Here is a 26,872-nt window from a genome sequence, read left to right on the forward strand (position 1 = left end):
ATCAGTCTCCAGAAGCCTTGCGGTGGGCGGTGTGTAATTCCCGCTCCATTTTCTTCAATTGCTTCTCGAGCGACCGCACTTGGCGACGCTTGGCATAAACAGGCTGTAGGCTAACGACAAAACCCAGCAACAACCCCAGCAACAAGAAACCAATCAACCAAAAGCCTACACTTCCTGCCGGCAGTTGATAGCCCACAATATTTGGCTTGATAGTCTCCGGATTGGCAACTGCGAAATAAATCCCCAAGGCGATGCAAAGCAGGGCGACGACCCCATAGACGATGCGTGTCAGCCAACGCAAAAATGACAAGGGAACCTCCACGTTCCACAAAAACTTTATCGATTAACGACGAAGCTCACCCCGATTAATGGCAGTATTTATACTGCTGCCAGGGAATCTAATCATACTTCGATACTCGCCTCATCGTGCATACTTCGATTCACTCTGTCGCGCAACTCTTTGCCAGGTTTGAAATGCGGGACATATTTCCCGGCGAGATCAACCGCGTCCCCAGTTTTGGGATTCCGGCCCGTACGCGGAGCTCGATAGTGAAGAGAAAAGCTACCAAAGCCGCGTATCTCTATACGCTCACCCTGAGACAGGGCATCTGACATGGTGTCGAGCACCACTTTTACCGCCAGCTCTACATCCTTAACTGGCAGCTGATCCAACCTCAACGCAATCCTTTCGATCAGTTCGGACTTGGTCATGCGCTCCGCAACCTTTGTAAGTCATTGATTATTCTGGAGTAGAGCACCAATCATCTAATAGAAAGCCGGACTGGGCAACCCCAGTCCGGCTTTCGAGTCACTCCAAATGATCCATTTGGAGCTGTGAACACTCAAAGACAATTAGTCTTTGTTGTTCATTTGCGCCTTAATCAGGTCACCGATAGTAGCGGGCTGAACTTGTTCAGACTGCTTCTTGCTGTGATCCTTGATAGCTTGCTTCTCGTCGTCCTGGTCTTTGGCTTTGATAGACAGGCTGATCACGCGGTTCTTGCGATCCACACTGGTGATCTTAGCTTCTACTTCTTCGCCTTCTTTCAGAACGTTGCGAGCATCTTCAACCTTGTCGCGACTGATTTCAGAAGCGCGCAGTACGCCTTCTACTTCGTCCGCCAGGGTGATTACTGCTTGCTTAGCGTCAACTTCCTTAACAGTACCTACAACGATGCTGCCGCGATCGCTGGTGGTAACGTAGTCGGAGAACGGATCGGACTCCAACTGCTTGATGCCCAGGGAGATACGCTCACGCTCGGAATCGATGCCCAGGATAACAGTCTCGATTTCGTCGCCTTTCTTGAACTTGCGAACAGCTTCTTCGCCAGCTTCGTTCCAGGAGATGTCGGACAGGTGAACCAGACCGTCGATGCTGCCGTCGAGACCAATGAAGATACCGAAGTCAGTGATGGACTTGATCTTACCGGAGATCTTGTCGCCCTTAGCAAATTTACGCGCGAAGGCATCCCACGGATTTTCCTGGCACTGCTTGATACCCAGGGAGATACGACGACGCTCTTCGTCGATATCCAGGATCATCACCTCTACCTCGTCGCCAACCTGGACAACTTTGGACGGGTGAATGTTCTTGTTGGTCCAATCCATTTCGGAAACGTGTACCAGACCTTCCACACCTTCTTCCAGCTCGGCAAAGCAGCCGTAGTCGGTCAGGTTGGTTACAACCGCCTTCACGCGGCTGTTCTCTGGGTAACGCTGCTTGATGGATACCCAAGGATCTTCGCCCAACTGCTTCAGGCCAAGGGATACACGGCTGCGCTCGCGGTCGAACTTCAGTACTTTTACTTCGATCTCGTCGCCAACGTTCACGATCTCGCTCGGGTGCTTGATGCGCTTCCAAGCCATATCGGTGATGTGCAGCAGGCCGTCGATGCCGCCCAGGTCTACGAAAGCACCGTAGTCGGTCAGGTTCTTCACGATACCCTTGACGCTCATGCCTTCCTGCAGGCTTTCCAGCAGAGCTTCACGCTCTTCGGAGGTGGCAGCTTCCATAACGGCGCGGCGGGAAACAACTACGTTGTTGCGCTTGGAGTCCAGCTTGATAACTTTGAACTCGAGCTCTTTACCTTCCAGGTGCGCGGTGTCGCGAACCGGACGAACGTCAACCAGAGAGCCGGGCAGGAACGCACGGATATTGGCAACATCAACAGTAAAGCCACCTTTAACCTTACCGCTGATAACACCTTTAACCACTTCGTCAGCTGCGTGAGCTGCGTCGAGGATTTTCCAGGCTTCAGCGCGCTTGGCTTTTTCGCGGGACAGACGGGTTTCACCGAAACCGTCTTCTACAGCTTCCAGGGCAACCTGTACTTCGTCGCCCACCTGCAGCTCAACTTCACCTTTATCGTTGGCGAATTGTGCAGCAGGGATAACGCCTTCAGACTTCAGGCCCGCGTGAACGGTAACCCAGTCTTTATCTACGTCGATTACAACACCAGTAACAATTGCGCCCGGTGCCATTTCAACGCTTTTCAGGCTCTCTTCAAATAGATCAGCAAAGCTCTCGCTCATTACATTACCTATAGTGCTGGGTCCAGCCGTTGGTAACTGTTAAGTCTAGTCAACCGCCAGCCGCGACCCCAACCGCGCTGCCAGCACGCGGGTCGGATTACGATAACGGCCGGGCGATTCTGGCTGATCCCGGCCGCTGTCGTTAGAAAACTATTTACCGCCCGAACTTCAGGGTGAAATACGGTCCTGAACCAAATCGAGCACTTTTCGGAGGACTTCATCGATACCCACCCCCGTACTATCCAGCTCAACCGCATCCTCAGCGGGAGCCAGGGGGAGGCTTTTCTGTTCATATCCTGTGCATCTCGGGCACGGATGTCCTCCAGCAGGTCGCGGAGGCTAACAGAAACCCCCTTCTCCTGCAACTGAGCGAAACGCCTGTTAGCGCGCTCCTCAGCGCTGGCGGTTAGGTAAACCTTGACCGGCGCGTCGGGAAACACGGTAGTGCCCATATCCCGACCATCGGCAACCAAGCCGGGGGCTTGACGGAAGTCCCGCTGGCGCTGCAGCAGCGCTGCCCGCACTCCGGGAATTGCCGCGACCTTGGAAGCGGCCATGCTTACCCGCTCCATACGGATATCTGCGGTGACGTCACTCTCTTCCAGCCACACCTGCAACTGACCGGCACTCACGGTAAAGCGCACATCGAGATCTTTCGCCAATTCGGTCAGCAACTTGTCATTGGAGAGGTCAACTTCCTTATTAAGTGCGGCCAAAGCTGCAGCCCGATAAAGGGCCCCGGAGTCCAACAAGGAAAATTTCAGGCGATCAGCCAAAAGCTTTGCAATGGTCCCCTTGCCCGAACCACTGGGACCATCAATGGTAACTACTGGTGGCAACCCGTTTGTATCACTCATATTATCTATACAACTCAACATCTCTGGCGGATGCGCTCAAACGAATCACAACCGCCCAAACCTGAATGTCCGTGTCACGCCAACTGCAACTTGAGACCCGCGCCCGTTGCCAGTTCGGCAAAGTTCGGGAATGAGGTCGCCACATTGGCGCAGTGAAGGATGCGGATTGTATCCTTTGCGCGCAGCGATGACACTGCAAACGCCATAGCAATACGGTGATCCCCCAAGCTATCGACGGTGCCTCCAGAAAATACCGCACCCTCTTTGCAGCCCTGGATCACGATACCGTCCGGTGTTGGCTCAGCTTTTACCCCAAGTGCAATCAAGCCATTTGCCATCGCCTGAATCCGGTCACTCTCTTTGACCCGCAACTCCTCCGCACCAGTCAGGACGGTCTCACCTTCTGCACAAGCTGCCGCAACAAACAATGCAGGAAACTCATCAATCGCCAGGGGTACCTGATCCTCAGGGATGCGAATTCCCTTCAAGGGCGCATAGCGAACACGAATATCCGCCACCGGCTCACCGCCCACTTCGCGCATATTCAGCAATTCGACATTGCCGCCCATTGCACGGAGGATATTGATAACCCCATCGCGGGTGGGATTGATCCCCACATGCTCCAGCACAACATCGGAACCGGGAGAGATAGCGGCAGCAACCATAAAGAATGCGGCTGAAGAAATATCGGCAGGCACATCGATGCGACAGGATTTCAGTGAGCCACCGCCCACCAACTTAGCCTGAGCACCATCCCGCTCCACCTTATAACCAAAGCCCTGCAACATGCGCTCGGTATGATCTCTAGTGGGCGCCGGCTCAACGGTAGACGTTTGACCCTCACTATAGAGCCCAGCCAGCAATACCGCTGATTTCACCTGGGCACTGGCCATCGGCAGCGGGTAATCGATCCCTTTCAACGCACTACTACCCTTAATCAAAAGCGGCGGACGACCTTCCGGGCCAGTCTCAATATTTGCACCCATCTCACGCAGGGGGTTAGCCACGCGATTCATCGGGCGCTTTGACAGGGACTCATCGCCAGTGAGTGTTACGTCGAAATCCTGCCCGGCAAGCAATCCAGCCAACAGGCGCATGGAGGTCCCGGAGTTACCGAGATATAGCGGTCCGGGTGGTGCCTGCAAGCCATTAAGACCCACGCCATGAATTACAACCCGACCGTTGTCCGGCCCCTCAATTACAACCCCCATATCGCGGAAAGCCTGCAGGGTTGCCAGTGCATCCTCACCCTCCAGAAAGCCCTCAACTTCTGTAACTCCCTCGGCCAGGGAGCCCAGCATAATTGAGCGGTGCGACATGGATTTGTCCCCCGGCACCCTGAGCTTGCCATTTACAGCATCGCCCGGCTGCACGATAAAAGTAATCTCTTGTTCTTGCATAGGTTCCGAATACGCTTGTTTTGCCAACATTTTGGTAAAGTGATCCCGTGCCGCTTTGGCGCGGGTAAAAACCCCCATCAGGGCTGCGCTATCACCGGAGGCAATAGCGTCGCGCAGGGAAGAAAGGTTGAGGCTGTATAGGTCGATAGCCTTTAAGATGGCATCCCGATTGGCGAGCATAATATCTCGCCACATCACCGGATCACTGGAAGCGATACGAGTAAAGTCACGGAAGCCTCCCGCCGCATAGCGGAAGATATTTTCGTTTTCCGCATCGTGGGCCAAAGTGTCCACAAGGCTAAAAGCGATGACATGGGGAAGATGGCTCGTAGCAGCCAGAACCTCGTCGTGCTCCTCCACTGACATTGTCAGGGGCTCAGCTCCCACGGCCTGCCATGCTCGCTCCACAAGCTGCAAATGAGCAGCCCCTGTATTCGCAAGCGGCGTCAGGATAATGCGGTGATCCCTATAGAGGTCATCTCTCGCCGCGGTAACACCACTTTTTTCAGAACCAGCGATTGGGTGCCCTGGCACCAGAAAACCTGGAGCACTCCCCCACACTTTCTCTGCCGCTGTCACCACGCTACCTTTTACGCTGGCACCATCTGTCACAGCGACTCCCGCCGGCAGGTGTTCTTTCAGCTGCGCGAATACAGACTCAATCGCCAGTGTCGGCACAGCCACAAACACCAAATCGCCCGGCTCCAGCTGCGGCAATACCAGCTCGAGACTGGTGCTGGCCCGATCAACAATACCGAGCGCCCTAGCTTCATCGCAGACACTCTCTTCCAGAGCGACCCCGATAACCTCTCGGCAAGCCCTGGCAGCTTTCAGTGCTAGGGCAAAGCTCCCCCCAATTAAACCGATCCCAACAACCAGCAGTCGGCCAATTTGAGCTTGCCCCATCACAGCACTCCGCGAGGGTAGGAACCCAGCACTTTCAGATCTGAGGCACAGCCTCCAACCTCTTTTAGCGCCTCGGCAATTCCCTGGGTATCGCGGTGGCCGCTAAAATCGATAAAGAACACATAGGTCCAATTGCCAGACTGCGATGGCCGGGTCTCTACCCGGGTCAAATCGACGCTGTAGCGACGAAACGGCTCCAGGAGATCGTGCAGAGCACCTGGCTCATTGCGCATTGATACCATCAATGAGGTCTTATCATCCCCACTCGCAGGCACTTGCTGGGTACCAATAATCAAGAAGCGGGTGGAATTATCCGGGCGATCTTCTATTTTCTCCGACAGCACCTTCAGCCCGTAGAGTTCCGCTGCCATATCGCCAGCTATCGCCGCAGCATTCCACTCACCCTTAACGCGCTTGGCCGCATCCGCATTGCTGGCAACTGCAACACGCTCCACATTTGGATAATGGGCATCAAGCCATTTGCGGCACTGCGCCAGACTCTGCGCATGGGAATAAATACGAGTGATTGACTCTGGGCGCGTTACATCTGAGATCATCAAGTGATGATGGATACGCAGCTCCACCTCACCGCAGATACTCAGGTTGGAGTGCATAAAGTTGTCCAGGGTGTGATTGATCACCCCTTCGGTAGAGTTTTCTACCGGCACAACACCGTAACTGACGGCACCTGCTTCTACCTCACGGAAAACTTCATCAATTGCCGCCAGCGGCCGGCTCTGGGCAGAGTTGCCGAAGTGCTTTAATGCCGCCTGCTGGGTAAAGGTACCCTCAGGGCCCAGGTAGGCCACTTTGACGGGCTCTTCCAAGGCCAGGCAGGCCGACATAATTTCGCGAAACAGTCGCGCCATTTCTTCATCAGTCAGCGGGCCATTATTGCGCTCCATAGCCTTGCGCAGCACTTGTGCTTCACGCTCCGGCCGATAATAGAGAGCATCCTCGCCAGTAGCTTTCTTAACCTCTGCAACCTCCAGGGCGCAGCGAGCCCGCTCACTAATTAAGCGAGCAATCTCTCCATCAATACTGTCGATCTGATTGCGCAGTTCCAGCAGTCGCTGGTCACCACTCACAGTTTCCTCTGCCATTCGTTTATCTACTTTCTCTAGAAATCATCAAGATTGAATTAACCACCTAAGCCTTGCGCGCTTCAAAATCCGCCATAAATGCCACAAGCGCCTCCACTGCCTCCATGGGAACGGCGTTATATAGCGACGCGCGCATACCACCCACAGAGCGGTGCCCCTTTAAGCTCAACAAACCCGCTCCTTCTGACTCAATCAAAAACTGCTTATCCAGGCGGTCGTCGGCCAACACAAAGGGCACATTCATGCGGGAGCGACTTCCCTCCTCAACCGGACTGGAGAAAAAGTCACTGCTGTCGAGGAAGTCGTACAGCATTTTGGATTTAGCATCGGCCTGCTTAGCCATCGCATCAACACCCCCCTGATCTTTCAACCATTGAAAGACAAGACCAGATAAGTACCATGCGAAAGTAGGTGGCGTGTTATCCATAGAGCCCGCTTCTGCCGCCACCTTCCAGCTCAAACTGCGAGGAATATTTTCCAGTGAGCGATCGAGTAAATCATCCCGAATCAAGGCTACAGCGATACCTGAGGGGCCAATATTTTTCTGCGCGCCGGCATAGATAACGCCGAACTTTTCCACCTCAATCGGTTGAGACAAAATAGTTGAGGACATATCCGCCACTAGCGGGCACTCCACTTCCGGCACATAGCCAAACTCAACACCGCCAATCGTCTCGTTGGGGGTATAGTGGAAATAAGCCGCATCACCACTCGACTGCCAACTGTCTGCCGCAGGTGCATAGCTGAAGTTGCGATCCTCACTGGATGCAACCACATTTACCTCACCGTAGCGACGAGCTTCTTTGATCGCTTTGGCCGCCCAACTACCGGAGTGTATAAATTCAGCTTTGGATGAACCGGCACCGAGAAGATTCCAGGGCACGGCACTGAATTGCCCAGTTGCCCCGCCCTGAAGAAACAACACTTTGTAGTTGCTCGGCACACTGAGCAGATCGCGGAGGTCCTGTTCGGCCCGCTCAGCTACCTCAACAAACTCTGGAGAGCGGTGGCTGACCTCCATTACAGAGCAACCGAGCCCTTGCCAATCGAGCAACTCCCTTTGCGCCCGCTCCAGTACGGGCTGCGGTAAAGCGGCAGGGCCTGCACAGAAATTAAACTTCCTCATGAGCTGATTTCCACAATACAAAAAAGGTTTCAAATACAACTAGATGTGTCTACGCACAAATTGCCATTCAGGGGGATAGATATCGCGCCTTTAGCGTTTTTCGTGGGAGCCAAAGGCAAAAAAGGCCGCGATAAACGCAGCCTTTCTTAGTGGTCTGGAGCGGTGGGTCACTCTTCCCCACCGTTTTCTTCACCGTCATCTTCGGTCTCTTCAATGCGACCGAGACCAACCAGCTTCTCGCCAGTCTTCAGGCGAATCACTCGCACCCCCTGCGTGTTGCGCCCAAGTACAGAGACTTCATCAACACGGGTACGCACCAGAGTGCCCTGATCGGAGATCAACATCATCTCCTCACCTGGGTGCACCTGACAGGCCCCAACCAAGGCACCGTTACGTTCACTCTCCGCGATCGCAATAACACCCTGGGTACCGCGTCCCTTGGTGGGGAATTCGCTGATAGCTGTGCGCTTACCGTAACCATTCTCAGTAGCCATCATCACAGAGCCCCCCTCTTCAGGGATAACCATAGCGATAACCTGCTGACCTTCCTGCATACGAATACCGCGAACACCACGGGAAACACGGCCCATAGAGCGCACATTGGACTCGGAGAAGCGCGCTGCCTTACCGGCGCTGGTAAACAGCGCTACATCGCGCTCACCATCGGTAATCGCAGTGGCTACCAGGCGATCGCCCTCCTCCAGCTCAATTGCACGCAAACCAACACTGCGGGGGCGGGCAAAAGCGGTGAGGGGGGTTTTCTTCACGGTGCCATTGGCAGTGGTGAAGAAGATAAAGTGATTTTCGTCGTACTCAGACACCGGCATCATGCTACTGATACGCTCGCCCTCTTCCAGGGGCAGCATATTAACCATTGGGCGACCACGGGAGGCTCGGCCAGCGGTAGGCACTTCGTAGACTTTCAACCAGTACACCTTGCCCTTATTGGAGAAGCACAGAAGGGTGTCATGGGAGTTAGCGATCAATAGATGCTCGACGAAGTCCTCGTCTTTTACCTGGGTCGCGGATTTACCCATACCGCCACGGCGCTGGGCCTGGTAATCGGTCAGAGGCTGGCTCTTGGCGTAACCACCGTGGGAGATAGTTACTACCTTGTCTTCCGGGGTAATCAGGTCTTCAACAGTCAGATCCTGGCGAGACGCAACGATATCGGTACGACGCTCATCGTTAAAGTCCTTTGACAGCTGCTCTAACTCTTCGCGGATCACTTCCATCAGACGCTCGAAGCTACCGAGGATATGCAGATATTCAGCAATCTGCTCCAGTCGATCCTGGTATTCTGCCAGCAGCTTATCGTGCTCCATACCCGTCAGGCGGTGCAGGCGCAATTCAAGAATTGCCTGGGCCTGGGCCGGGGACAAGTAGTAAGAATCGTCGCGCAAACCAAATTCTTGCGGCAGATCATCTGGACGGCAGGCATCAGCACCAGCCCGCTCCAGGAACTGCTGTACATTGCCCACAGGCCAGCCTTTAGCCAGCAACGCCTCGCGGGCATCTGCCGGTGTGGCGGAAGATTTGATCAGCTCGATTACCGGATCGATATTGGCGATGGCAATCGCCAGACCTTCCAGAATATGACCGCGCTCGCGGGCTTTACGCAACAGGTAGACCGTACGGCGGGTAACGACTTCCTGGCGGTGGCGAATAAAGTGCTCGAGCAGCTCTTTGAGGTTCAATACCTTGGGCTGGCCATCGACCAGGGCCACCATATTGATACCGAAGACGCTTTCCAGCTGGGTCTGGGAATAGAGGTTATTCAGAACCACATCACCCAGCTCTCCCCGCTTAAGCTCAATCACTACGCGCAAGCCGTCTTTGTCGGACTCATCGCGCAGCTCAGAGATACCCTCGATCTTTTTCTCTTTCACCAGCTCAGCAATACGCTCGATCAAGCGCGCCTTATTCAGCTGGAAGGGGATCTCAGTAATAATGATGGTTTCGCGATTGGTCTTGTCATCGCGGATCACATCTGCTTTGGCTCGCACATAAATGCGCCCACGGCCAGTGCGGTAAGCAAGGAGAATACCGGCGCGGCCATTGATGATGGCGCCCGTGGGGAAGTCCGGCCCGGGGATGTACTCCATCAGGTCGTCGACGGTCAACTCGGAATTATTGATCAGAGCCAGGCAAGCCTTGATCACCTCACCCAGGTTATGGGGAGGAATATTGGTGGCCATACCCACCGCAATACCGGAGGAACCATTGACCAAGAGGTTCGGCACACGCGAAGGCAATACCTCCGGCATTTGCTCGGAGCCATCGTAGTTATCGACAAAATTAACAGTTTCTTTATCGAGGTCGGACAGCAGTTCGTGGGCCAACTTATCCATACGAATCTCGGTGTATCGCATGGCAGCTGGACTGTCACCATCGATAGAGCCGAAGTTACCCTGGCCATCTACCAAGGTGTAACGCATAGAAAACGGCTGCGCCATACGCACAATAGTGTCGTAGACCGCAGTGTCTCCGTGCGGGTGATACTTACCGATTACATCACCAACGACACGCGCTGATTTCTTGTACGGTTTATTCCAGTCGTTTTTAAGCTCGCTCATCGCGTAAAGCACGCGGCGGTGTACCGGCTTGAGGCCATCGCGTACATCCGGCAGTGCGCGCCCGACAATCACGCTCATGGCATAGTCGAGATAAGACTGCTTGAGTTCTTCTTCGATATTAATCGGAGAGATTTCTTTGGCTAATTCGCCCATGGCTTACGGCGTTCCTTTTATAGCGCGGGCGTACGTACTGTGCCCGGGATAAGCGGGCGATTCTACCATAGTTTGAGATGTTTGGAGCCGCAGGACTATGAGATATAAAACTGCAACCCAAACCACAGTTGTCGCCCCCTTTGACTGCGGCTACAGTAAAACACCCCCACAGCAGCCACCAGATAAGTCCTCATGCAACAAGCTGTCGATACCCTGATCCACGCACGCTGGATCATACCCGTCGTACCCGAGAAAAAAGTGTACGAAAATTGTTCGCTCGCAATAGAAAAGGGCAAAATCTCTGCCCTGGTACCCACAGCTGAGGCCTCAATTCGTTTTAGGGCAACAGATGAAGTCGACCTGGGGCAACACGCACTAATTCCAGGGTTAATTAATACTCACAACCATGCGCCCATGACGCTATTGCGCGGCTACGCTGATGACCGCCCCCTTAAAGAGTGGCTGGAGCAGCACATCTGGCCGACAGAGCAACGCTGGGTCGGTCCGCAATTTGTAGCTGACGGCAGCCGGCAAGCGATTGCCGAGATGCTGCGCTCTGGTACTACTACTTTTTCTGATCAGTACTTCTTCCCAGAAGCCGTCGCCATTGCTGCGCGGGAGAGCGGAATCAGGGCCCATATCGCCTTCCCCGTGCTGGATGCCCCAACCCCCTGGAGCCGCAATAGCGATGAGGCCCTGCACAAAGGATTGGCGTTACGCGATGATTACCGTGCGCACGATCGAATTGAGGTGGTATTTGCACCCCACGCCCCCTATACGGTGGGAGATAAAACACTGGAAAAAATTGCAGTCTGCTCTGCCGAAGCGCAGATCCCCATGCAAATGCACCTCCACGAGACCCGCGCTGAAGTTGAAAGCGCCCTGAACGCTAATGGAGAGCGGCCCACCGAACGGCTATTCCGCCTTGGGCTGCTGGGGCCGCAGACACTTTGTGTACATATGGTGGCCACTAATCAACGAGACATTGAGCTAGTGAGTTCAAGTGGCGCCCATGTTTCTCACTGCCCATCATCTAATCTCAAGCTCGCCTCAGGCTTCTGCCCAGCCTATGACATGCTGGAAGCCGGCATCAACGTATCCCTTGGCACCGATGGCGCTGCGAGCAATAACACCCAAGACCTGTTCTCCGAAGCCAACACAGCCGCACTACTGGCAAAAGCTGTTAGCGGGAACGCAACAGCCCTACCCGCGCATCAGACACTGAGCATGGCGACCATCAACGGAGCCAAAGCACTGGGAATTGAAGATATAACCGGAAGCCTGGAAGTAGGCAAAAGCGCAGACATTGCTGCTATCAATCTCGGCGGTCTAGAACAGCAGCCTTTGCATGACCCAGTGTCCCAGTTGATTTATGCCAACGGAGGACACAATGTCAGCGATGTCTGGGTTGCAGGGCGACAACTTTTAAAGGAGCGCCAGCTACAAACCTTAAACGAAACTGAGGTTATCCAGCGGGCGCAAATATGGCGTGATAGAATCAGCGGAAATTTACGCTAGATAACTGATTCCGGCCCAATCACTGAAAAATGCCGGTTACGAGCGACGGAGTTTGCAGAGAAGTTCATGAGCAATGTAGATCCCTCAGAAATCGCCAAATTTGAGCAACTTGCCAGCCGCTGGTGGGACAAGGAAGGCGAGTTCAAACCACTACACGAAATCAATCCACTACGCGCAAATTACATTGACGGGCATGCTCCGGTTGCCGGTAAGAAGCTCCTCGATGTGGGCTGTGGTGGTGGCATCCTGGCTGAAGCCATGGCGCAGAGGGGAGCCGATGTCACTGGTATCGATCTAGGGGAAGCCCCACTCAATGTCGCCAAACTCCACGCCCTCGAAAGTGGCGTCAGCGTCAATTATCGCAAAGTGGCAGTAGAGGACCTGGCAGAAGAAGCGCCCGAGAGCTTTGATATTGTTACCTGCCTGGAGATGCTTGAGCATGTACCAGACCCCTCTTCTGTCATTCGCGCCTGCGCAAAACTTGTAAAACCTGGCGGCAAGCTATTTTTCTCTACGATCAACCGCACCCCTAAAGGGTGGCTGTTTGCCGTAGTCGGAGCAGAATATGTCCTACGCTTACTGCCCAAGGGCACTCATGAATACAGCAAGTTTATCCGCCCCTCAGAAATGGGCGCCTGGCTGCGCGATGAGTCCCTGGAAGCGCACGATATAACCGGTATGACTTATAACCCGGTTACCCGAAGCTACAAATTGAACCCCCGGGATGTCGACGTCAATTATTTGATGTATGCCAGCAAACCAGAATAAGTGAACTGCAAAATGAAAGCCGTTTTATTTGACCTGGATGGTACCCTGCTTGATACAGCGCCAGATTTTATTGTTGTATTAAATCAACTGCGCCAACAGGAACAGTTACCTCCACTGCCTGACGAGACGATCCGGGGAACTGTATCCAATGGTTCCAGGGCGCTAGTCACATTGGGGTTTAACAAAGAAGAAGGTGACCCCGCCTTCCCAGGATTATTGCAAAGGTTGCTGGACCTCTACTTGGCACATCTTGCAGAGAAGACGACCACTTTCCCCGGTATCGACAATCTGCTCGACAACCTGGTTGAAAAAAACCTTCCCTGGGGGATTGTCACCAATAAACCGGAGGCCTACACCACTCCTCTGATGGAGGCTTTTACCCATCTACCGCCAGCCTCTGCAATTGTTTGCCCTGACCACGTCAGCAAATCCAAGCCGGACCCCGAGCCCCTATTTTTAGCCTGCAGCCAGATTGGCTGCGCTCCCGCTGAAGCAATTTATATCGGCGACCACAAGCGCGATATCATCGCCGGCCAAAAGGCTGGTATGCCAACTATCGCTTGCGGGTATGGTTATATTGACTCTACAGACAACCCCGCCAATTGGGGGGCAGACCACCTGGTAAATTCCGCCAATGAAATTTGGCCCCTTCTAGAACAACACTATTTTTGAAACTTGAAGCAATACCGGGCACCCAAGCCCGGTGACAGTATCGGGATATTTCATGTCAGACTTTGTTGGCGACTATCAAGCGCCCTCCGACCTATTAAAGAGCAAAATTATTCTTATCACCGGTGCCGGAGACGGCATAGGTAAAACTGCAGCAAAGACTTTTGCCGCTTACGGGGCGACAGTAATTTTGCTAGGCCGTACAACTCCCAAGTTAGAAGCAGTCTATGACGAAATCGAGGCTGCCGGTGGACCACAGCCGGCTATTTTCCCCATGGACCTGGGTACGGCAAAAATAGAGGATTTCGAGAGCCTCGCAGAAGCTATTCGCAACGAGTTTGGCCGCCTGGATGGACTCCTGCACAATGCCGGCCTGCTCGGGCAACGCACCCCTATCGGCAATTACAATTTCAACACTTGGCAACAGGTAATGCAGGTGAATGTTAATGCGGCATTTGGACTAACAAAGGCAATGCTGCCCCTGCTAGAGGAATCAGAAGCCGGCTCTGTTGTCTTTACAAGCTCCAGCGTTGGGGTTAAAGGGAGAGCCTATTGGGGGGCCTATTCAGTATCGAAGTTTGCCACTGAAGGGCTGATGCAGGTACTCGCCGATGAACTGGAAGGGGTTTCCAATACCCGGGTTAACTCCCTAAACCCAGGGGCAACCCGTACAACAATGCGAGCAACTGCCTACCCAGCAGAAAACCCTCAGTCGGTAACCTCTGCAGAAGATATTATGCCCACCTATCTCTATTTAATGGGCAGAGACAGTAACGGAGTTAGTGGGAAGCACTTCAGCGCCCAGAAGAAATAGAGATCCTGCCCCATGGACAAGAATCTGAGCTTCGTTCTCAGACGCTTGTCCATGCAGTTCTTGATTGGCATCGTACTCGGTAGCTAATTAACTATTCACCGAAGCCCTTTTCATCACCATCTTTTGCACCTGAGCCCTCTCCAACTGGCGGCATATGCTCCGGAGCATCGGCAAATACATCACCTTCAAACTCCATCATATGCGAGCCATCAAACAACTCTATATCTTGAGCGTCTCCCGAGTATTGGTTGTAGTCAACAGACTGATCATCACGCTCACTAAGCATGATCTCCACAGCATAAGCTGCAGACCGATCAGACACCGCGAGACTTATTCCTTCGCAAGACACATACCCAATCACAACAGCAAGCAATGCTGCAGGTGTTAGCAACCCCTTCATCTTTCCACCCCTGGATAGTTAAATTTTATGGTTTCTTGATTATTGATAGTTTTCAGGCTTTAGAGGGATAGTTAGTCATCCCCCAACTACAATCCTGTCTCAGTATCTCAAATAAATTAGCCTTAAAGCTGCTTCTCAGGTCATCTGTGCTATTGCGCAAATTCTTTCATGTTGGCAAGCTGAAAAGTGTGAGCGTTTTCCCAAATCTATTTGTTCACGCCGACTATGTCAGGCAGAATAAAAGTCATAATTAGCAAATAAGTCGACACCTTGAATTATGAAAGCCTTCATCATTTTTGCCTTACTAATACTTTCCTCCTCGCCAATATTTGCGGATTCATTAAAGAACCAAGTCAAATCCTGCTCTGAAATTAAACCCCAGGAAGGTCGACTCACATGCTATGACCAGATCGCCAACTCCCTCGATCAACAAGAAGTTAAGGAGTTTGGCCAAGAACAAAAACGGATAGCTGAAGAGGCCCCCAACCAAATTGAGGCGGAAATAGTCGCAATCCAAATGGCCGCACACCAAAAACGAATGATTTCCCTCAATAACGGCCAAATTTGGAAACAAAATGACTCGAAAGGAGTAAATTGGAAAATAGGCGACCTTGTAGTCGTTGAGAGGGCCATGTTCGGCTCCTTTTTTATGAAACCTGCCGACGGTGGGCCAAAGCTTCGTGTGAAACGCATCAAGTAACATTCCGCGCTCCTCCCGGTGGGTGTTTTCACCCACCCCGCCCCATCACTTCAGTAATCCCTCCCCCTGATTTCAACCAACCCGAGCATTTCCACCAGCTCTCTTCTATAGTGAGAAAGGAATAGGCGCCAAAAGCGCCTGAGAGACTAAACAGCGTGTAGTACTTACACAGCCAACAAAGGTTTAAGCACTTGTCCCGAGAACATTTTTACTCAAGGGATGAAGAATGGCTGAAGGATACAGGCGAACCACTCTCTGACTCCTGCCAGGGTGCCAGCGAGCCCGACCCTCAAGTCGAGCGAGACCCTGACTCGGAAGAGATTCATGCAGCGGGTGATACCCTCTCCGAGAGCGGCACCACCCCAATGCAAAGCTATCTCAAGCACCTCTACCGGCTTGAGCTATTAACTCCGGAGGAAGAGCACAGTACCACCTGTCTATTACGCGACCTGGAAGAAAAGCTCATTTCCAACCTTCAGGAGAGCGGCACCGAGTTGGTCCAGCTACGCAGCGAAGGAGTGGAGCAGCGCGGAAGTACAGGCGCCTACGACCATGGACTTATAATTGCCCACACTGAAATCCTGCTTACCAGCAATTTCCTGGATAGGCGCGGTCGCAGCAGGCTGACCGGGCTCCTACAGCGCTTTCAAAAACAGAGGAAAAAACTAATCCAATGTAATCTGCGCCTGGTTATTGCCATCGCAAAACGTTTTCGCAATCCATCAGTTCCCTTTATCGATTTAATTCAAGAAGGCAATGTTGGATTAATGAAAGCCATTGAGCGATTCAAACCACAAATGGGATACCGCTTTTCGACCTATGCCTACTGGTGGATTCAGCAAGAAATTCAATTAGCTTTAAGGCGCAACGAAGATCTTGTCCGACAACCAGCCAATGTCCAGGATGATTTAAGAGCGATTTACAGAGCCATTGGTGAAGTGCGCGCTCAGGGGCAACCTGCATCCGATGACAATCTGGCCCGCCACACAGGACTAGATATTGAGAGAATCCAGAGCTTATTAAAACTCCCAGGACCAACTGGGTCTCTCGATGACCCAGTCGCAGACGACCAGAGCAGTACCCGACTGGACTACGCACCTGCTGATGAACTTTACAATACCGATGAGCTTGTAACTAACCAGGAGCTAGCTCAACGCCTCCGTGAAGCTGTTGCCCGCCTCCCCGCACGACAAAGGACAGTCCTCAACTTGCGGTATGGATTAATTTCTGACAAAGATTGCTCTTTTCGAGTTATTGGCGAGCAATTGGGGCTTAGTCAGGAGCGCGCGCGACAACTTCATTCTGACGCACTTCGACAATTGAAGCGGCAGTGGCGTTAGAAAAGGAAGAAGTCGATGGCAAGCCTCTCCTGAGAGCTTGCCATCGAACCCTTTCCCACTAGTCTTTAAAACAGTTCTATCAGTTAGTACTGCGAAGTTATGCGTAAGTTAGCGGTCTTCAACGAAAAATACTGTGCCTTTAAATGCTGTACCTATTTTTTTGTCGGCGGACTACTTCTAGCCCCACCGACCCAAGCAGAATCCGAGCTCATCGCAAGCGCAGGTAAAGGGTTGGGAAATGAGTTAATGCAGTATCGCTCCATTTCGGCCTCAGAAATGGCTGGATTCAGCTACTCCTATCTACTGTCTTCATTTAGCCTTGGCGACAATTCACTTCAATGGTGGGGTCAAGGCAGCTACTCCCATATGCGGATTGAACACCACAGCGAGAAACAGCAACAAAATATTCTCGAAATTAAACCTATTCTACGCTGGTACCCCCGAGGTGAATTACGGGGCGGCTTTGCTGAAGCAGGCGCAGGAGCATCCTACTTAAGCCAAAAGAACTTCGGTGATATTGGATTGAGCACCAAACTAAATTTTGCCCTGCACTTTGCTTTCGGGTACCGTTTTTCCAGAGGCCACGTCCTTTCTTTAAGATACAGTCATTTTTCAAACGCCAGAACCAATACACCCAATCCCGGTTTTGATTTCGCCTCTTTGAACGGGCACCTTAACTTTTAGAAATTCAACCTTTCAATACTTTCCAGATTGCTAACGACTAAGATTGCTTTCAATTTAATTAAGCAAGCGCTGAAAAAAGTCTATGGTTTTTCCAGCTGAAGCTGCATAGCTAAACTCTTGTGGATTCGGGTTATTTGGCTTGCTCACCAAATTCAAACTCGCTTCCATTAAAGATTTCAGATCACCTTTCTTCACCAGCCCTTCAGGAAAATGTTTCTGTAAAACCTCCCCCGTACAACCTTCGGAATAAGCAATTACCGGGCGCCCCATCGCCAGTGCCTCTTTGGAATATTTTGCGTTCCCATCTTTCTCGCTGGCGAGCTGAAAAACCAGCTGAGAAGTTGCGTACAGTTCACGCATATCACGGCGTTCACCGAGGAATGTAACCTTACTACCGAGATCCAAATCTTGTGCGAGCCCTTCAAGTTTTTTCAGATAACGTAAATCATCTTCAGCCAAAGCTCCTACAATCACTCCGTGAATATCATCGCTTTGTGCCGCAGCCTGGGCCAACAAATGTAAAAACTCCTCCTGGCCCCCACTTGCAGAGATATCTCCCGGCATTAACCACCAGTTTTTCCCTTCCAACTGGGGATAGCTATTCAAAAGCTTCAGTTGCCACTGGCTCGCTACCGGTTTTTCACGATCAAACTCGCGAATATTGATACCGTGATAAATAACCTCTATCGAGTCTTCTGCAATTTTGGGGGAGGACTTCTTAAGGTTCTCTGCAACCCCTCGGGAGCTTGCGATAATTCCATCTCCCGACAGCATACCTTTATTAAAATAACTGTTGGGGAAATCTTGATGCACGAGGGGCACCAGCTTAGGGCGACTTGTAGCTGACTCACTGTTTAAAGCGCGCCAAGCTAGAAAAGCCGTTGAGCGACCATAGGTATGGACAATATCCGGTTGCAACCTTGCGAGAATCTTACGCAGGCGGGATTTGTGCCGCAAAGACCAAATTGACTCACTGATTTTTGGAAAGCTGATAAAGTCACTACCGTGCAAACGAAACCGCGCCTCCAATGGTCCATCAGTAGAAATCACCAGGGACTCGTGGCCTTTTTTGACCAGTTCATTTGCAAACTCAAGCGCAAGAGTTGCTGTGATCCCAGGCTCTAGGCTGGGCAAAAACTGTACAACTTTCAATTTGACTTCCGTGAAACAGACCAAAAGGTCTATTTTGACTTCCTATAGGATAATTTCCCAGTAAATCATCACTAATTTACAAGTCAGTGACTTGATGCCTAAAAGCCCCTCTGGTACCTGAAGGTGTTAGTGATAGTATTTGCAAAGGCAAATTACTCAGGGACCCGACAATGCTTCAGCGACAAATAAGTTACTTTCTCGCCTTTACACTGCTTCTACTAACAATAGGAGCTTCAGCCGCTGAGAGTGATAAAGGCATCTTCTGGAAAGCAACTAAAGATAATAAAACCGTTTACTTATTAGGCTCGATTCACTTGGCAACTGAGGACTTCTACCCTCTAAGATCAAAAATTGAACAAGCCTACTCCAATAGTGATGCCATTGCCGTCGAGGCTGACATTCTCGCTGCAGAAGGCGACAGCCTGTTACAGCAGCGAATCATGATGGAGTCTATCTACCAAGGTGAACGAACTTTAAAAGACGAACTTCCACCCGCGCTATACAGCCAACTAAAGTCGTGGATGCACAAGCGTAGTATGCCCGAGGCTATGTTTATCCGGCAGCGCCCCGCCATAGCCATGATCTCTATGAGCATGATTGAGATGCAAGCCCACGGCCTCAACCCAGAACTAGGCATTGATAGGCACTTTTTACAAAAAGCAAAAAAGGATGGGAAATCCGTTCTGGAGCTGGAAGGTGTCTTGCAACAATTCAAGATGTTAAACGACCTGGACAACCCTGCGCTCCTCTTCCAGCAAACCCTTGAGCAAATTGGGGATATTTCAACCTTTTTACCCAAACTTACCAGCGCATGGAAGCGAGGAGATGAAGAAGCTTTGAATCGCCTTATTATCCTCGACGGCCTAACTGAAAACCCTGAATATAAGCCGCTCTATGACACACTTTTTTTTAATCGCAATGAAAGGATGGCTGAGAAAATTGCCCTTAAGGGGCCAAACTACCAGTCTCTGTTTGTCATTGTCGGCGCTGGCCACTTGGTGGGCGAACGCAGTGTTATCGAGTTTCTAGGCGACACTGGTTACAAATTAGAACGCCTTTAATCAACTATCCAGTAACCCTCGGCGCAGATTTTCTGCGCCGTCCCATCCCCCTCCCCGTCCAAAGTCTTTTCTATTGCTAAACTCGAATAGCACTTTTCCCGTGACCAATGACAACTCTCAACTAGAGGCGTCCGATGAAATGCTGGGGAGCATACTGTGCCATATCAATTCTTTTTTTAGCTTCCCGGCTATTGCTGATGAAGCCGAGACAAAAGGCGGGCTGAAAATTGTCTCTGACGATGGGGATTTCTCCGCACAACTCGGCGGAAGGATTCACTTCGATACATACATTTTTGACAAAGACCTAGAAGATCCGGTCAATACAACCGACTTCCGTCGGGTTAGATTGACAATGAAAGGCAATCTATGGAAGTGGAACTATAAGCTTGAAAGAGACTTTGCGGATGATGGAGCTGGGGGGTTGAGGGATGTCTACTTAGCAACAAAGTTCTCTACCGGAAAACTAACCATCGGCAATTTTAAACCCAGCCGCTCAATCAATGAGCTGACAAGCTCCAATGACCTAGTGCTTATGGAGCGGGCATTTACCAGCGCTGCAGGTATTTATTCTGGACGTGGACGTCAACAGGGTATCGACTGGCATAAGCATTGGTGCTGTTATACATTTGGTTTTACGTTATTCAATTTACGGGACCCCGGTGACCCCAGAAATTCTGGGTTTGGCGCAGCAACCCGACTGACCTGGGCCCCAATTAACGATGCCTTATCAACAGTTCACCTAGGTGTATACCGTAGCTACGAAAAAGCGAATCAAAACAGTCCCGATATCGTTGCTGAAGTTGCCTATGCGGGCCGACGAGGGCCGGAGCAGCTGATAGCAATCACACCTGGCGGATCAGATAATTTTTTTGGCGAGTTTGGTGACGATGAGTTTTTCCTTGGAGATGGCGGAGGCCGGGTCAATACTACTGGTTTCGAGCTAGCTGCGACTTACGGCCCTCTATTCGGCCAAGCGGAATATGCGTATGGTCATTTCACAGGGAAGATATACCTCGCTGAATTGACCTATGAGGAATTCTTCGGTCTTCCGCCAAGTTTTTTTTGCGATCCCATAAGCGGATGCTTTATTGGGGGGCAGGATGTTCACGCCTGGTACATTATGGGAAGCTGGGCAATTACCGGCCAACATAAACCCTACGACTCCAAGATCGGAGTATTTAAATCTATCAAACCATCTCCTCCAGAGGGTGCCTGGGAAGTTGCCGCAAGATATACCGCTATAGAGAATCGGGATTTTCGCCAGCTACGAGCCAGTAATTTTACACTTGGGGTCAATTACTATTTCAACCCAAAAGTCCGGGTAATGATGAACATCACCCTCGGCGATGACGATTTTACTGGAGATAAAACCAACCAATTCGCCATACGATTACAAGGGGTTTGGTAGGGGGTATAAAGTGACTCAAGACAGTCCTCGAGCCACTTTATCAAACAGGCAATTAACCTACTTGCTGTGCCTTAGCTGGGTCAAAAACCTCAACTTCCGCTGAAAGTTTTATATCCCGAACCGGGTTTTCAAATCGATTTAATGCGATATTTCGCTGTTCTTTTGCTTTCTCAATATTGGCCTCCTTCACCGGGCCGTAGCCCCGGATGATATCCGGATATTGAAGTAGCTCAACTGCAGCAGCGTGATTCTGCGAATTTAATTGGCCCAGAACTTTCTTAACCAACTCTTCATATTCGCTAATCAGTGCCCTCTCCATTTTTCGCTCTGCTGTATAGCCAAAAATATCAAGCGCCGATCCGCGCAAGAATTTCAGCTTCGCCAAAACACCAAATGCCTTGTACATCCAACCGCCAAATTTCATTTTGCGGGGACGCCCCAAGCCTTTATCGAAGCGCGCCAGTAATGGGGGAGCCAAATTGAACTCCAGCGTAAAGTCACCACTGAAGTTTTCTTTTAGCGATTCGGTAAAGCGGCTATCGGTGTATAGGCGGGCCACCTCGTACTCATCCTTATAGGCAAGCAATTTTGCGTAATTGCGCGCAACCACCTCGGCCAACTGGACATTCCCGGGCACTTTTAAAATCTCAGCAGATTTCACCGTATCGACCAAACTGCGGTAACGCTCGGCGAGGTCCGTATTTTGATAACCGGTGAGGTGCTCCACCCGGTGAGCCACAATCGCTTCAAGAGTTTGTGGTACCTCTACTGCAACTTTTTCGTGGATTAACAGTTTGTCCAGAGCGTTGCGATTTTCTGCCGCCAATCGACCTGCAGCAAATCCCTGCAGATTTCCTTCCACAGCGACACCGTTTAAGCGGATCGCTTCCAGCAGGGAGGCTTCAGTTAGCGGAATCAGCCCTTTCTGCCAGGCGTAGCCGAGCATGAAAATGTTGGCGGCGAGCGTATCACCCAGAGCTGCTTTGGTCAGGCGATGCGCTTCCACAGAACTGAGCTCATTAACCGCGCCACTCACCGTATCCAATACCGCTTGCGGTGAATGGACATCCTCACGCCCGAGAACCGTTGCCGCAGTTGGGCTCAAGTGGGTATTCACTACCGCGCGACTGTGCGATTTATCCAGTTTAACCAAACAAGCTGCCACATTGCCGGCTGCAATCAGGTCACAGGCCATTAGGGCATCGGCACGACCGTCAGAAATACGTACCGCCTGCAAAGACTCGGGCGCAGCCGCAAAGCGAATATGGGAGTAAACCGCTCCGCCCTTCTGAGCCAATCCGGTCTGATCAAGGGTGCTGCACGCTTTGTCCTCGATATGTGCCGCCATCGCTAGCAAGGCGCCAATGGTCACTACACCCGTACCGCCAACGCCGGTAACCAGGAAATTATACGGCTGCTGTAAGCCCGGAAGCTGTGGCGAGGGCAACTTGGCCGCTTCAGTTCGCAACACGTCACCTACCCCGGCGCCCTTGGCAATATTGCCACCCTTCACAGTGACAAATGAGGGGCAGAAGCCGTTAACGCAGGACATATCCTGATTACAGCCGGTTTGGTTCACCCTGCGTTTATCGCCCAGCGCCGTTTCCACTTTCTCAACAGCGATACAGCTCGACTGCTGGACGCAGTCCCCACAGCCTTCACACACCAGCTCGTTGATGAAGGGGCGCCCCTCGGCTTTAGGCAGTAGCCCGCGCTTGCGCTTGCGGCGCAGTTCGGTGGCACAGGTCTGGTCGTAAATAATAACGGTACAACCTTCAACCTCACGCAGCTCATCCATTACAACGGGCAAGTAATCCCGGTGACGAATTTCAACTTCACTGGGGAAGGACAGCGCACCCTTGTATTTATCCGGGTTATCCATCACCAGGACAACTTTCTGCACCCCTTCTGCCAAAACTTGGCGACAGATCATATCCGGAGCCAACTCACCATCGTGGGGCTGGCCGCCGGTCATGGCGACCGCATCATTAAACAGGATCTTGTAAGTGATATTGACCTTGGCAGCCACGGAAGCGCGAATCGCCAAAATACCGGAGTGGAAATAGGTACCATCACCCAGGTTTACAAAGACATGCTTTTCAGTAGTAAACGGCGCCTGCCCTACCCAGTTGACCCCTTCGGCACCCATTTGGGTGAAGGTATAAGTCTCCCGGTCGAGCCACTGGGCCATATAGTGACAACCAATACCTGCTAAGGCTCGGCTTCCTTCTGGCACCTTGGTGGAACGGTTGTGAGGGCAGCCGGCACAGAACATAGGCAAGCGAGACACACTTGAGCCAGTCTGCTGGGAAATACGTTCAGCCAGCGCATTGAGACGCATCAAGCGGTGCTTGCCGCCTTCATCCAACTTGTCCTCACCCAAAACAAAACCCAATACCTGGGCAATAATCGCTGGCGACAGCTCGCCATAAGCGGGCATCAGCGGCTGATCACAATCGTCCACTTTACCGAGAATACGCGGGAAATTCGGGTCCTTCACGTGGACGTTGTACAGTTCCTCTTTCAGCTGTACTTCCATCAAACTGCGTTTTTCCTCAAGCACCAGCAGCGTATCCAAGCCACGGGCAAACTCCTGGATACCCGGCACATCCAACGGGTAGGTCATACCCACTTTAAGGATTCGGATACCGAGCTGCTTGGCCTTCTGCTCATCGATACCCATATCTTCGAAGGCCTGCATCAAGTCCAGATGGGCCTTACCGGTAGTGACGATGCCGAGGCTCGCCTCAGGATTTTCCAGTACAACCTTGTTGAGTTTATTGGCGCGGGCAAAAGCCAGCGCAGCAGGGCGCTTGTAGCGCCACAGGCGCTCTTCCTGCTCGAGAGGGTTGTCCTGCTTGCGAATATTCAGGCCGCCCTCGGGACGTTCAATATCCGGGTAGTGGAATTTGACCCGCTCAGGGTCCACTTCCACGGTCGCAGAGCTATCCATATTTTCTGCCAGGGTGATCATTGCCACCCAGCAGCCGCTAAAGCGAGACAGCTCCAGCCCATAGTGACCATAATCCAACACTTCCTGCACGGTGGCGGGGTTAAGTACTGGAATATGCATATCCACAAAGGCAAATTCAGACTGCCCTGGATAGGAGGATGACTTACAACCGTGGTCATCGCCAGCAACGATCAGTGCGCCACCTTTGGGAGAGGAGCCAGCGGCGTTGGCATGGCGAAATGCATCGCAGGAGCGGTCGACACCCGGTGTCTTGCCATACCAAATCCCGCAGACGCCATCCACTTCTGCACCCTGGAACAAGCCCACCTGCTGGGAACCCCAAACTGCCGTAGCCGCCAACTCTTCATTGACGCCAGGCTGGAAACGGATGTTGTACTCTCCCAGCAGTTTTTTCGCCCTGGATAACTGCAGGTCGTAGCCACCTAAGGGAGACCCCCGATAACCGGAGATAAAAGTCGCGGTATTGAGGCCGCGATCCCGGTCCATTCGCATCTGGTCTATGGGTAAGCGCACAAGGGCCTGGATACCAGAAAGGAGCACACGGCCCTTGAGCATGGTGTAGCGGTCGTCCAATGAAACCTGTTTTTTTACTTGGGAATCCGCCGTACTTTGAGGACTGGTTACTTTTTCAGTCATACACCTACTTCCGGTTAATTATTCTTCTCGAAACCCGGTTCGAGTTATTAGTCATTATTCTTCCGAATAGTCCGTTTTCTGTGGTCAGATGCGCCTGTTTTTATATTTGCCGCAAAGTCCCAGAGCAGCTGAGGGCACACTGCACCTATCCCGAAACGGTTTAGTCAGGTCATACTAGTTCGTTAAGCGCAATAGAGCATTGCTTTATTCACGCAAATATGCGTAAATTTGTGATAGAAATTTCGATATAGATAATTTTTATAGGATAGGAGTCTTTATGAAGCGTTCGACAGACCTGGATGATTTTGACCGTAAGATTCTGCGAGCGCTGCAGGAGAACGCAGATTACTCCATGGCAGAGCTGGGCGATAAAGTCGGTCTTTCGCACACTCCCTGCTGGCGCAGAATCAAGCGATTGGAAGCCGAAGGTATTATCCGTGGCCGTGTTACCTTGCTGGACCCACGCAAATTGGATCTGGGTGTCACCGTATACTGCTACGTTACCATCCACAATCACGATGAGGAATCCCTGAACAACTTTGAATCAGCAGTTCAGGATGTCCAGGAGGTAGTAGAGTGCTATTCCACCAGCGGAGACAAAGACTATGTCCTGCGCGTTGTAGTGGATAGTGTGGAACACTATGAGCAATTACTGAAGCGCTCTCTGGTACACCTGCCAAACGTGGCCTCAGTCAACTCCACCTTTGCCCTCAAGCAGGTGAAGTACACCACCCAGCTGCCACTTTAAGCCAAAAGTGTGAAAAGTAAAGCCCCTTGCTTTAACGCATGGGGCTTACTGAGAAAATTTCGGTTACTCTGCAAGCTCCCGCAGCGCATTAAGTAAATGATCAAGCGTTTCCTGCAGTGATTTACTGTCACAATCCACCGTTATTTCTGCATATTGCCGGTAAAGGGCCTGTCGCTCTTCAAATAAGTCCGCAAAAGACTGCCCGGGCGCCTTCGCAATGCCACGGCTTTCATAATTATGGATACGCCGACGCAATTCCTCCGCTGAACACTGAAGAAACACTACCACACCCTGACTGCGTAGATTCGCCATACCCTCATCGCTATAGACTGCGCTTCCTCCAGTGGCAATAACATCACTGGGGAGGGTGGCCTCAGCTAAAACCTCCCCTTCAATGGCGCGGAGATTAAGATAATCACTTTCAGCCATAATTTGCTGCAAAGTCTTGCCCTCTCTGGACTGGATCAGAACATCAGTATCTGTAAACCCCAGTGCCAGCTCCTTTGCCAACAACACCCCCAGCGTACTTTTACCGGCGCCGGGCATTCCAATCAGGACAATACTTTTTCTTTTTTTCATTTTATTAACACTTGCACATTCAATCGCTACGGCGGGGAAAGAATACCGAGCGCAACCAACCCAATAAGGTGTTCCCACCCAACATCATCTTATCCAATTCATCCAGATTATGCGCTTGGCGAAAGGCATCGGCAAATAATGCCTCCCGGGTAATCATTCGCCGCTTGGGATTAATTGATTTAATGGGTTTTGCCGGATTACCGGCGACAACCGTATTTGCAGGGACATCCTTGGTGACGATACTGCCGGCTCCCACTACAGAATTATCACCGATAGTGACACCTTTGCAGATGGTTGCACTATCTCCAATCCAAACATTGTTACCCAGGCGCACCGGGGAGGTACAACGGAAGGGCCGCGTGCGATTGTAGAGCCCATGCCAATCAGAATCGGAAATATACACATTGGCTGCGATCATACAGGCGTCGCCAATCTCAATAGATTGAGCCGCAGAAATACGTACCCCTGGAGAGATCAATACGAAATCCCCAATAGTAATAAATGCCTCTCCCCCCTTGTGCCCAAAAGTGGTAAAGCGAATACACTTCTCGTTGTTGGAGATTAAGTGAGGATAATTTCCGAGCCGAACATTTCCGCCAAAAACATGGACAGAACCCGGGTCCATTACTTCCGGCTCAACCCCAACCGCATCGAATTGTGGCAGAAGGAAATACTCTGTTCGCCATTTTCGCCAACGCAGCTGCAGTCGCTTGAGCCAATAGGGCCTGTGATCCTTACGCATATTTTAATTTCTACTTATATTTTATG

At 51.6% G+C, this 26,872-nt stretch carries 22 protein-coding genes and 1 pseudogene; 10 read left to right on the forward strand and 13 right to left on the reverse strand.

All coding sequences use genetic code 11. The annotated features are described in order from the left end of the window. Nucleotide 1: 1 nt before the first annotated feature. From QT397_19145 to gyrA, 8 genes and pseudogenes are all read right to left on the reverse strand, one after another. Nucleotides 2-310: a lipopolysaccharide assembly protein LapA domain-containing protein gene (locus QT397_19145; protein ID WNZ54971.1), complete on the reverse strand. Its 309-nt coding sequence runs from the start codon at nt 308-310 to the stop codon at nt 2-4. A gap of 92 nt (nt 311-402) precedes the next feature. Beyond that, nucleotides 403-711, reverse strand: a complete 309-nt coding sequence (gene ihfB / locus QT397_19150) for an integration host factor subunit beta (GenBank protein ID WNZ54972.1) — start codon at nt 709-711, stop codon at nt 403-405. A gap of 141 nt (nt 712-852) precedes the next feature. After that, a complete protein-coding gene (rpsA, locus tag QT397_19155; protein WNZ54973.1) occupies nt 853-2,532 on the reverse strand; it encodes a 30S ribosomal protein S1 in 1,680 nt (559 codons plus the stop codon). Nucleotides 2,533-2,700: 168 nt separating this feature from the next. Then, nucleotides 2,701-3,389, reverse strand: a pseudogene (gene cmk / locus QT397_19160) ((d)CMP kinase). Between the two features lie 74 nt (nt 3,390-3,463). Beyond that, on the reverse strand, nt 3,464-5,695 hold the full coding sequence (locus tag QT397_19165; GenBank protein ID WNZ54974.1) for a bifunctional prephenate dehydrogenase/3-phosphoshikimate 1-carboxyvinyltransferase: 2,232 nt from the start codon (nt 5,693-5,695) through the stop codon (nt 3,464-3,466). Beyond that, a complete protein-coding gene (gene pheA, locus QT397_19170) occupies nt 5,695-6,798 on the reverse strand; it encodes a prephenate dehydratase (protein ID WNZ54975.1) in 1,104 nt (367 codons plus the stop codon). Before pheA ends, QT397_19165 begins: the two co-directional genes overlap by 1 nt. A gap of 46 nt (nt 6,799-6,844) precedes the next feature. Next, on the reverse strand, nt 6,845-7,924 hold the full coding sequence (serC, locus tag QT397_19175; protein WNZ54976.1) for a 3-phosphoserine/phosphohydroxythreonine transaminase: 1,080 nt from the start codon (nt 7,922-7,924) through the stop codon (nt 6,845-6,847). A gap of 167 nt (nt 7,925-8,091) precedes the next feature. Then, nucleotides 8,092-10,653, reverse strand: coding sequence for a DNA gyrase subunit A (gene gyrA, locus QT397_19180; GenBank protein ID WNZ54977.1), 2,562 nt, complete (start codon nt 10,651-10,653; stop codon nt 8,092-8,094). Nucleotides 10,654-10,845: 192 nt separating this feature from the next. On the opposite strand from gyrA, the gene QT397_19185 reads away from it, so the two are divergent. From QT397_19185 to QT397_19200, 4 genes are all read left to right on the forward strand, one after another. Then, nucleotides 10,846-12,171: a TRZ/ATZ family hydrolase gene (locus tag QT397_19185; protein WNZ54978.1), complete on the forward strand. Its 1,326-nt coding sequence runs from the start codon at nt 10,846-10,848 to the stop codon at nt 12,169-12,171. A 66-nt stretch (nt 12,172-12,237) separates the two neighbouring features. Further along, nucleotides 12,238-12,939, forward strand: a complete 702-nt coding sequence (gene ubiG, locus QT397_19190) for a bifunctional 2-polyprenyl-6-hydroxyphenol methylase/3-demethylubiquinol 3-O-methyltransferase UbiG (GenBank protein WNZ54979.1) — start codon at nt 12,238-12,240, stop codon at nt 12,937-12,939. A 12-nt stretch (nt 12,940-12,951) separates the two neighbouring features. Further along, entirely contained in the window at nt 12,952-13,611 is a 660-nt protein-coding gene (locus tag QT397_19195; protein ID WNZ54980.1) for an HAD-IA family hydrolase, read from the forward strand. A gap of 52 nt (nt 13,612-13,663) precedes the next feature. Then, nucleotides 13,664-14,422, forward strand: a complete 759-nt coding sequence (locus QT397_19200; protein WNZ54981.1) for a YciK family oxidoreductase — start codon at nt 13,664-13,666, stop codon at nt 14,420-14,422. Nucleotides 14,423-14,513: 91 nt separating this feature from the next. Here QT397_19200 and QT397_19205 read toward each other — a convergent pair whose 3' ends face one another. Then, complete coding sequence (locus QT397_19205; GenBank protein WNZ54982.1) at nt 14,514-14,822, reverse strand: hypothetical protein; 309 nt, start codon at nt 14,820-14,822, stop codon at nt 14,514-14,516. 277 nt (nt 14,823-15,099) lie between these two features. Between QT397_19205 and QT397_19210 the strand changes: the two genes are divergently transcribed. The 3 genes from QT397_19210 to QT397_19220 all read left to right on the forward strand — a co-directional run bounded on the left by QT397_19210 (nt 15,100) and on the right by QT397_19220 (nt 17,546). Then, nucleotides 15,100-15,522 carry a hypothetical protein gene (locus tag QT397_19210; protein WNZ54983.1) on the forward strand — a complete coding sequence of 141 codons (423 nt, stop codon included), beginning with the start codon at nt 15,100-15,102 and terminating at the stop codon, nt 15,520-15,522. A gap of 191 nt (nt 15,523-15,713) precedes the next feature. Beyond that, nucleotides 15,714-16,862 carry a sigma-70 family RNA polymerase sigma factor gene (locus tag QT397_19215; GenBank protein ID WNZ54984.1) on the forward strand — a complete coding sequence of 383 codons (1,149 nt, stop codon included), beginning with the start codon at nt 15,714-15,716 and terminating at the stop codon, nt 16,860-16,862. Between the two features lie 246 nt (nt 16,863-17,108). After that, entirely contained in the window at nt 17,109-17,546 is a 438-nt protein-coding gene (locus QT397_19220) for an acyloxyacyl hydrolase (GenBank protein ID WNZ54985.1), read from the forward strand. Nucleotides 17,547-17,600: 54 nt separating this feature from the next. Here the strand turns inward: QT397_19220 and QT397_19225 are convergent, their stop codons facing one another. Beyond that, nucleotides 17,601-18,698, reverse strand: coding sequence for a glycosyltransferase (locus QT397_19225; GenBank protein WNZ54986.1), 1,098 nt, complete (start codon nt 18,696-18,698; stop codon nt 17,601-17,603). 170 nt (nt 18,699-18,868) lie between these two features. Between QT397_19225 and QT397_19230 the strand changes: the two genes are divergently transcribed. Both QT397_19230 and QT397_19235 read left to right on the forward strand, forming a co-directional pair. Further along, nucleotides 18,869-19,759: a TraB/GumN family protein gene (locus tag QT397_19230; GenBank protein WNZ54987.1), complete on the forward strand. Its 891-nt coding sequence runs from the start codon at nt 18,869-18,871 to the stop codon at nt 19,757-19,759. A 100-nt stretch (nt 19,760-19,859) separates the two neighbouring features. After that, nucleotides 19,860-21,167 carry a porin gene (locus QT397_19235; GenBank protein ID WNZ54988.1) on the forward strand — a complete coding sequence of 436 codons (1,308 nt, stop codon included), beginning with the start codon at nt 19,860-19,862 and terminating at the stop codon, nt 21,165-21,167. A 52-nt stretch (nt 21,168-21,219) separates the two neighbouring features. Here the strand turns inward: QT397_19235 and QT397_19240 are convergent, their stop codons facing one another. Next, nucleotides 21,220-24,777 carry an indolepyruvate ferredoxin oxidoreductase family protein gene (locus tag QT397_19240; GenBank protein WNZ54989.1) on the reverse strand — a complete coding sequence of 1,186 codons (3,558 nt, stop codon included), beginning with the start codon at nt 24,775-24,777 and terminating at the stop codon, nt 21,220-21,222. Nucleotides 24,778-25,054: 277 nt separating this feature from the next. Here QT397_19240 and QT397_19245 point away from each other — a divergent pair, with 277 nt between their 5' ends. After that, entirely contained in the window at nt 25,055-25,525 is a 471-nt protein-coding gene (locus QT397_19245; protein ID WNZ54990.1) for an Lrp/AsnC family transcriptional regulator, read from the forward strand. Nucleotides 25,526-25,588: 63 nt separating this feature from the next. On the opposite strand, the gene QT397_19250 is transcribed toward QT397_19245, so the two are convergent. Then, entirely contained in the window at nt 25,589-26,104 is a 516-nt protein-coding gene (locus QT397_19250) for a shikimate kinase (GenBank protein WNZ54991.1), read from the reverse strand. A gap of 19 nt (nt 26,105-26,123) precedes the next feature. Further along, nucleotides 26,124-26,846 (reverse strand): acyltransferase, encoded by a 723-nt coding sequence (locus tag QT397_19255; protein WNZ54992.1) that lies wholly within the window; start codon nt 26,844-26,846, stop codon nt 26,124-26,126. Between the last annotated feature and the right edge of the window lie 26 nt (nt 26,847-26,872).

Origin of the sequence: Microbulbifer sp. MKSA007 (assembly GCA_032615215.1) — a bacterium.
GTDB lineage: Bacteria > Pseudomonadota > Gammaproteobacteria > Pseudomonadales > Cellvibrionaceae > Microbulbifer.

Bases quoted from the DNA above. Each gene is read 5' to 3' on its own strand.
- ihfB (WNZ54972.1), bottom strand. From the start codon at position 711: ATGACCAAGTCCGAACTGATCGAAAGGATTGCGTTGAGGTTGGATCAG.
- rpsA (WNZ54973.1), bottom strand. From the start codon at position 2,532: ATGAGCGAGAGCTTTGCTGATCTATTTGAAGAGAGCCTGAAAAGCGTT.
- QT397_19165 (WNZ54974.1), bottom strand. From the start codon at position 5,695: ATGGGGCAAGCTCAAATTGGCCGACTGCTGGTTGTTGGGATCGGTTTA.
- pheA (WNZ54975.1), bottom strand. From the start codon at position 6,798: ATGGCAGAGGAAACTGTGAGTGGTGACCAGCGACTGCTGGAACTGCGC.
- serC (WNZ54976.1), bottom strand. From the start codon at position 7,924: ATGAGGAAGTTTAATTTCTGTGCAGGCCCTGCCGCTTTACCGCAGCCC.
- gyrA (WNZ54977.1), bottom strand. From the start codon at position 10,653: ATGGGCGAATTAGCCAAAGAAATCTCTCCGATTAATATCGAAGAAGAA.
- QT397_19185 (WNZ54978.1), top strand. From the start codon at position 10,846: ATGCAACAAGCTGTCGATACCCTGATCCACGCACGCTGGATCATACCC.
- ubiG (WNZ54979.1), top strand. From the start codon at position 12,238: ATGAGCAATGTAGATCCCTCAGAAATCGCCAAATTTGAGCAACTTGCC.
- QT397_19195 (WNZ54980.1), top strand. From the start codon at position 12,952: ATGAAAGCCGTTTTATTTGACCTGGATGGTACCCTGCTTGATACAGCG.
- QT397_19200 (WNZ54981.1), top strand. From the start codon at position 13,664: ATGTCAGACTTTGTTGGCGACTATCAAGCGCCCTCCGACCTATTAAAG.
- QT397_19205 (WNZ54982.1), bottom strand. From the start codon at position 14,822: ATGAAGGGGTTGCTAACACCTGCAGCATTGCTTGCTGTTGTGATTGGG.
- QT397_19210 (WNZ54983.1), top strand. From the start codon at position 15,100: ATGAAAGCCTTCATCATTTTTGCCTTACTAATACTTTCCTCCTCGCCA.
- QT397_19220 (WNZ54985.1), top strand. From the start codon at position 17,109: ATGCAGTATCGCTCCATTTCGGCCTCAGAAATGGCTGGATTCAGCTAC.
- QT397_19230 (WNZ54987.1), top strand. From the start codon at position 18,869: ATGCTTCAGCGACAAATAAGTTACTTTCTCGCCTTTACACTGCTTCTA.
- QT397_19240 (WNZ54989.1), bottom strand. From the start codon at position 24,777: ATGACTGAAAAAGTAACCAGTCCTCAAAGTACGGCGGATTCCCAAGTA.
- QT397_19245 (WNZ54990.1), top strand. From the start codon at position 25,055: ATGAAGCGTTCGACAGACCTGGATGATTTTGACCGTAAGATTCTGCGA.
- QT397_19250 (WNZ54991.1), bottom strand. From the start codon at position 26,104: ATGAAAAAAAGAAAAAGTATTGTCCTGATTGGAATGCCCGGCGCCGGT.
- QT397_19255 (WNZ54992.1), bottom strand. From the start codon at position 26,846: ATGCGTAAGGATCACAGGCCCTATTGGCTCAAGCGACTGCAGCTGCGT.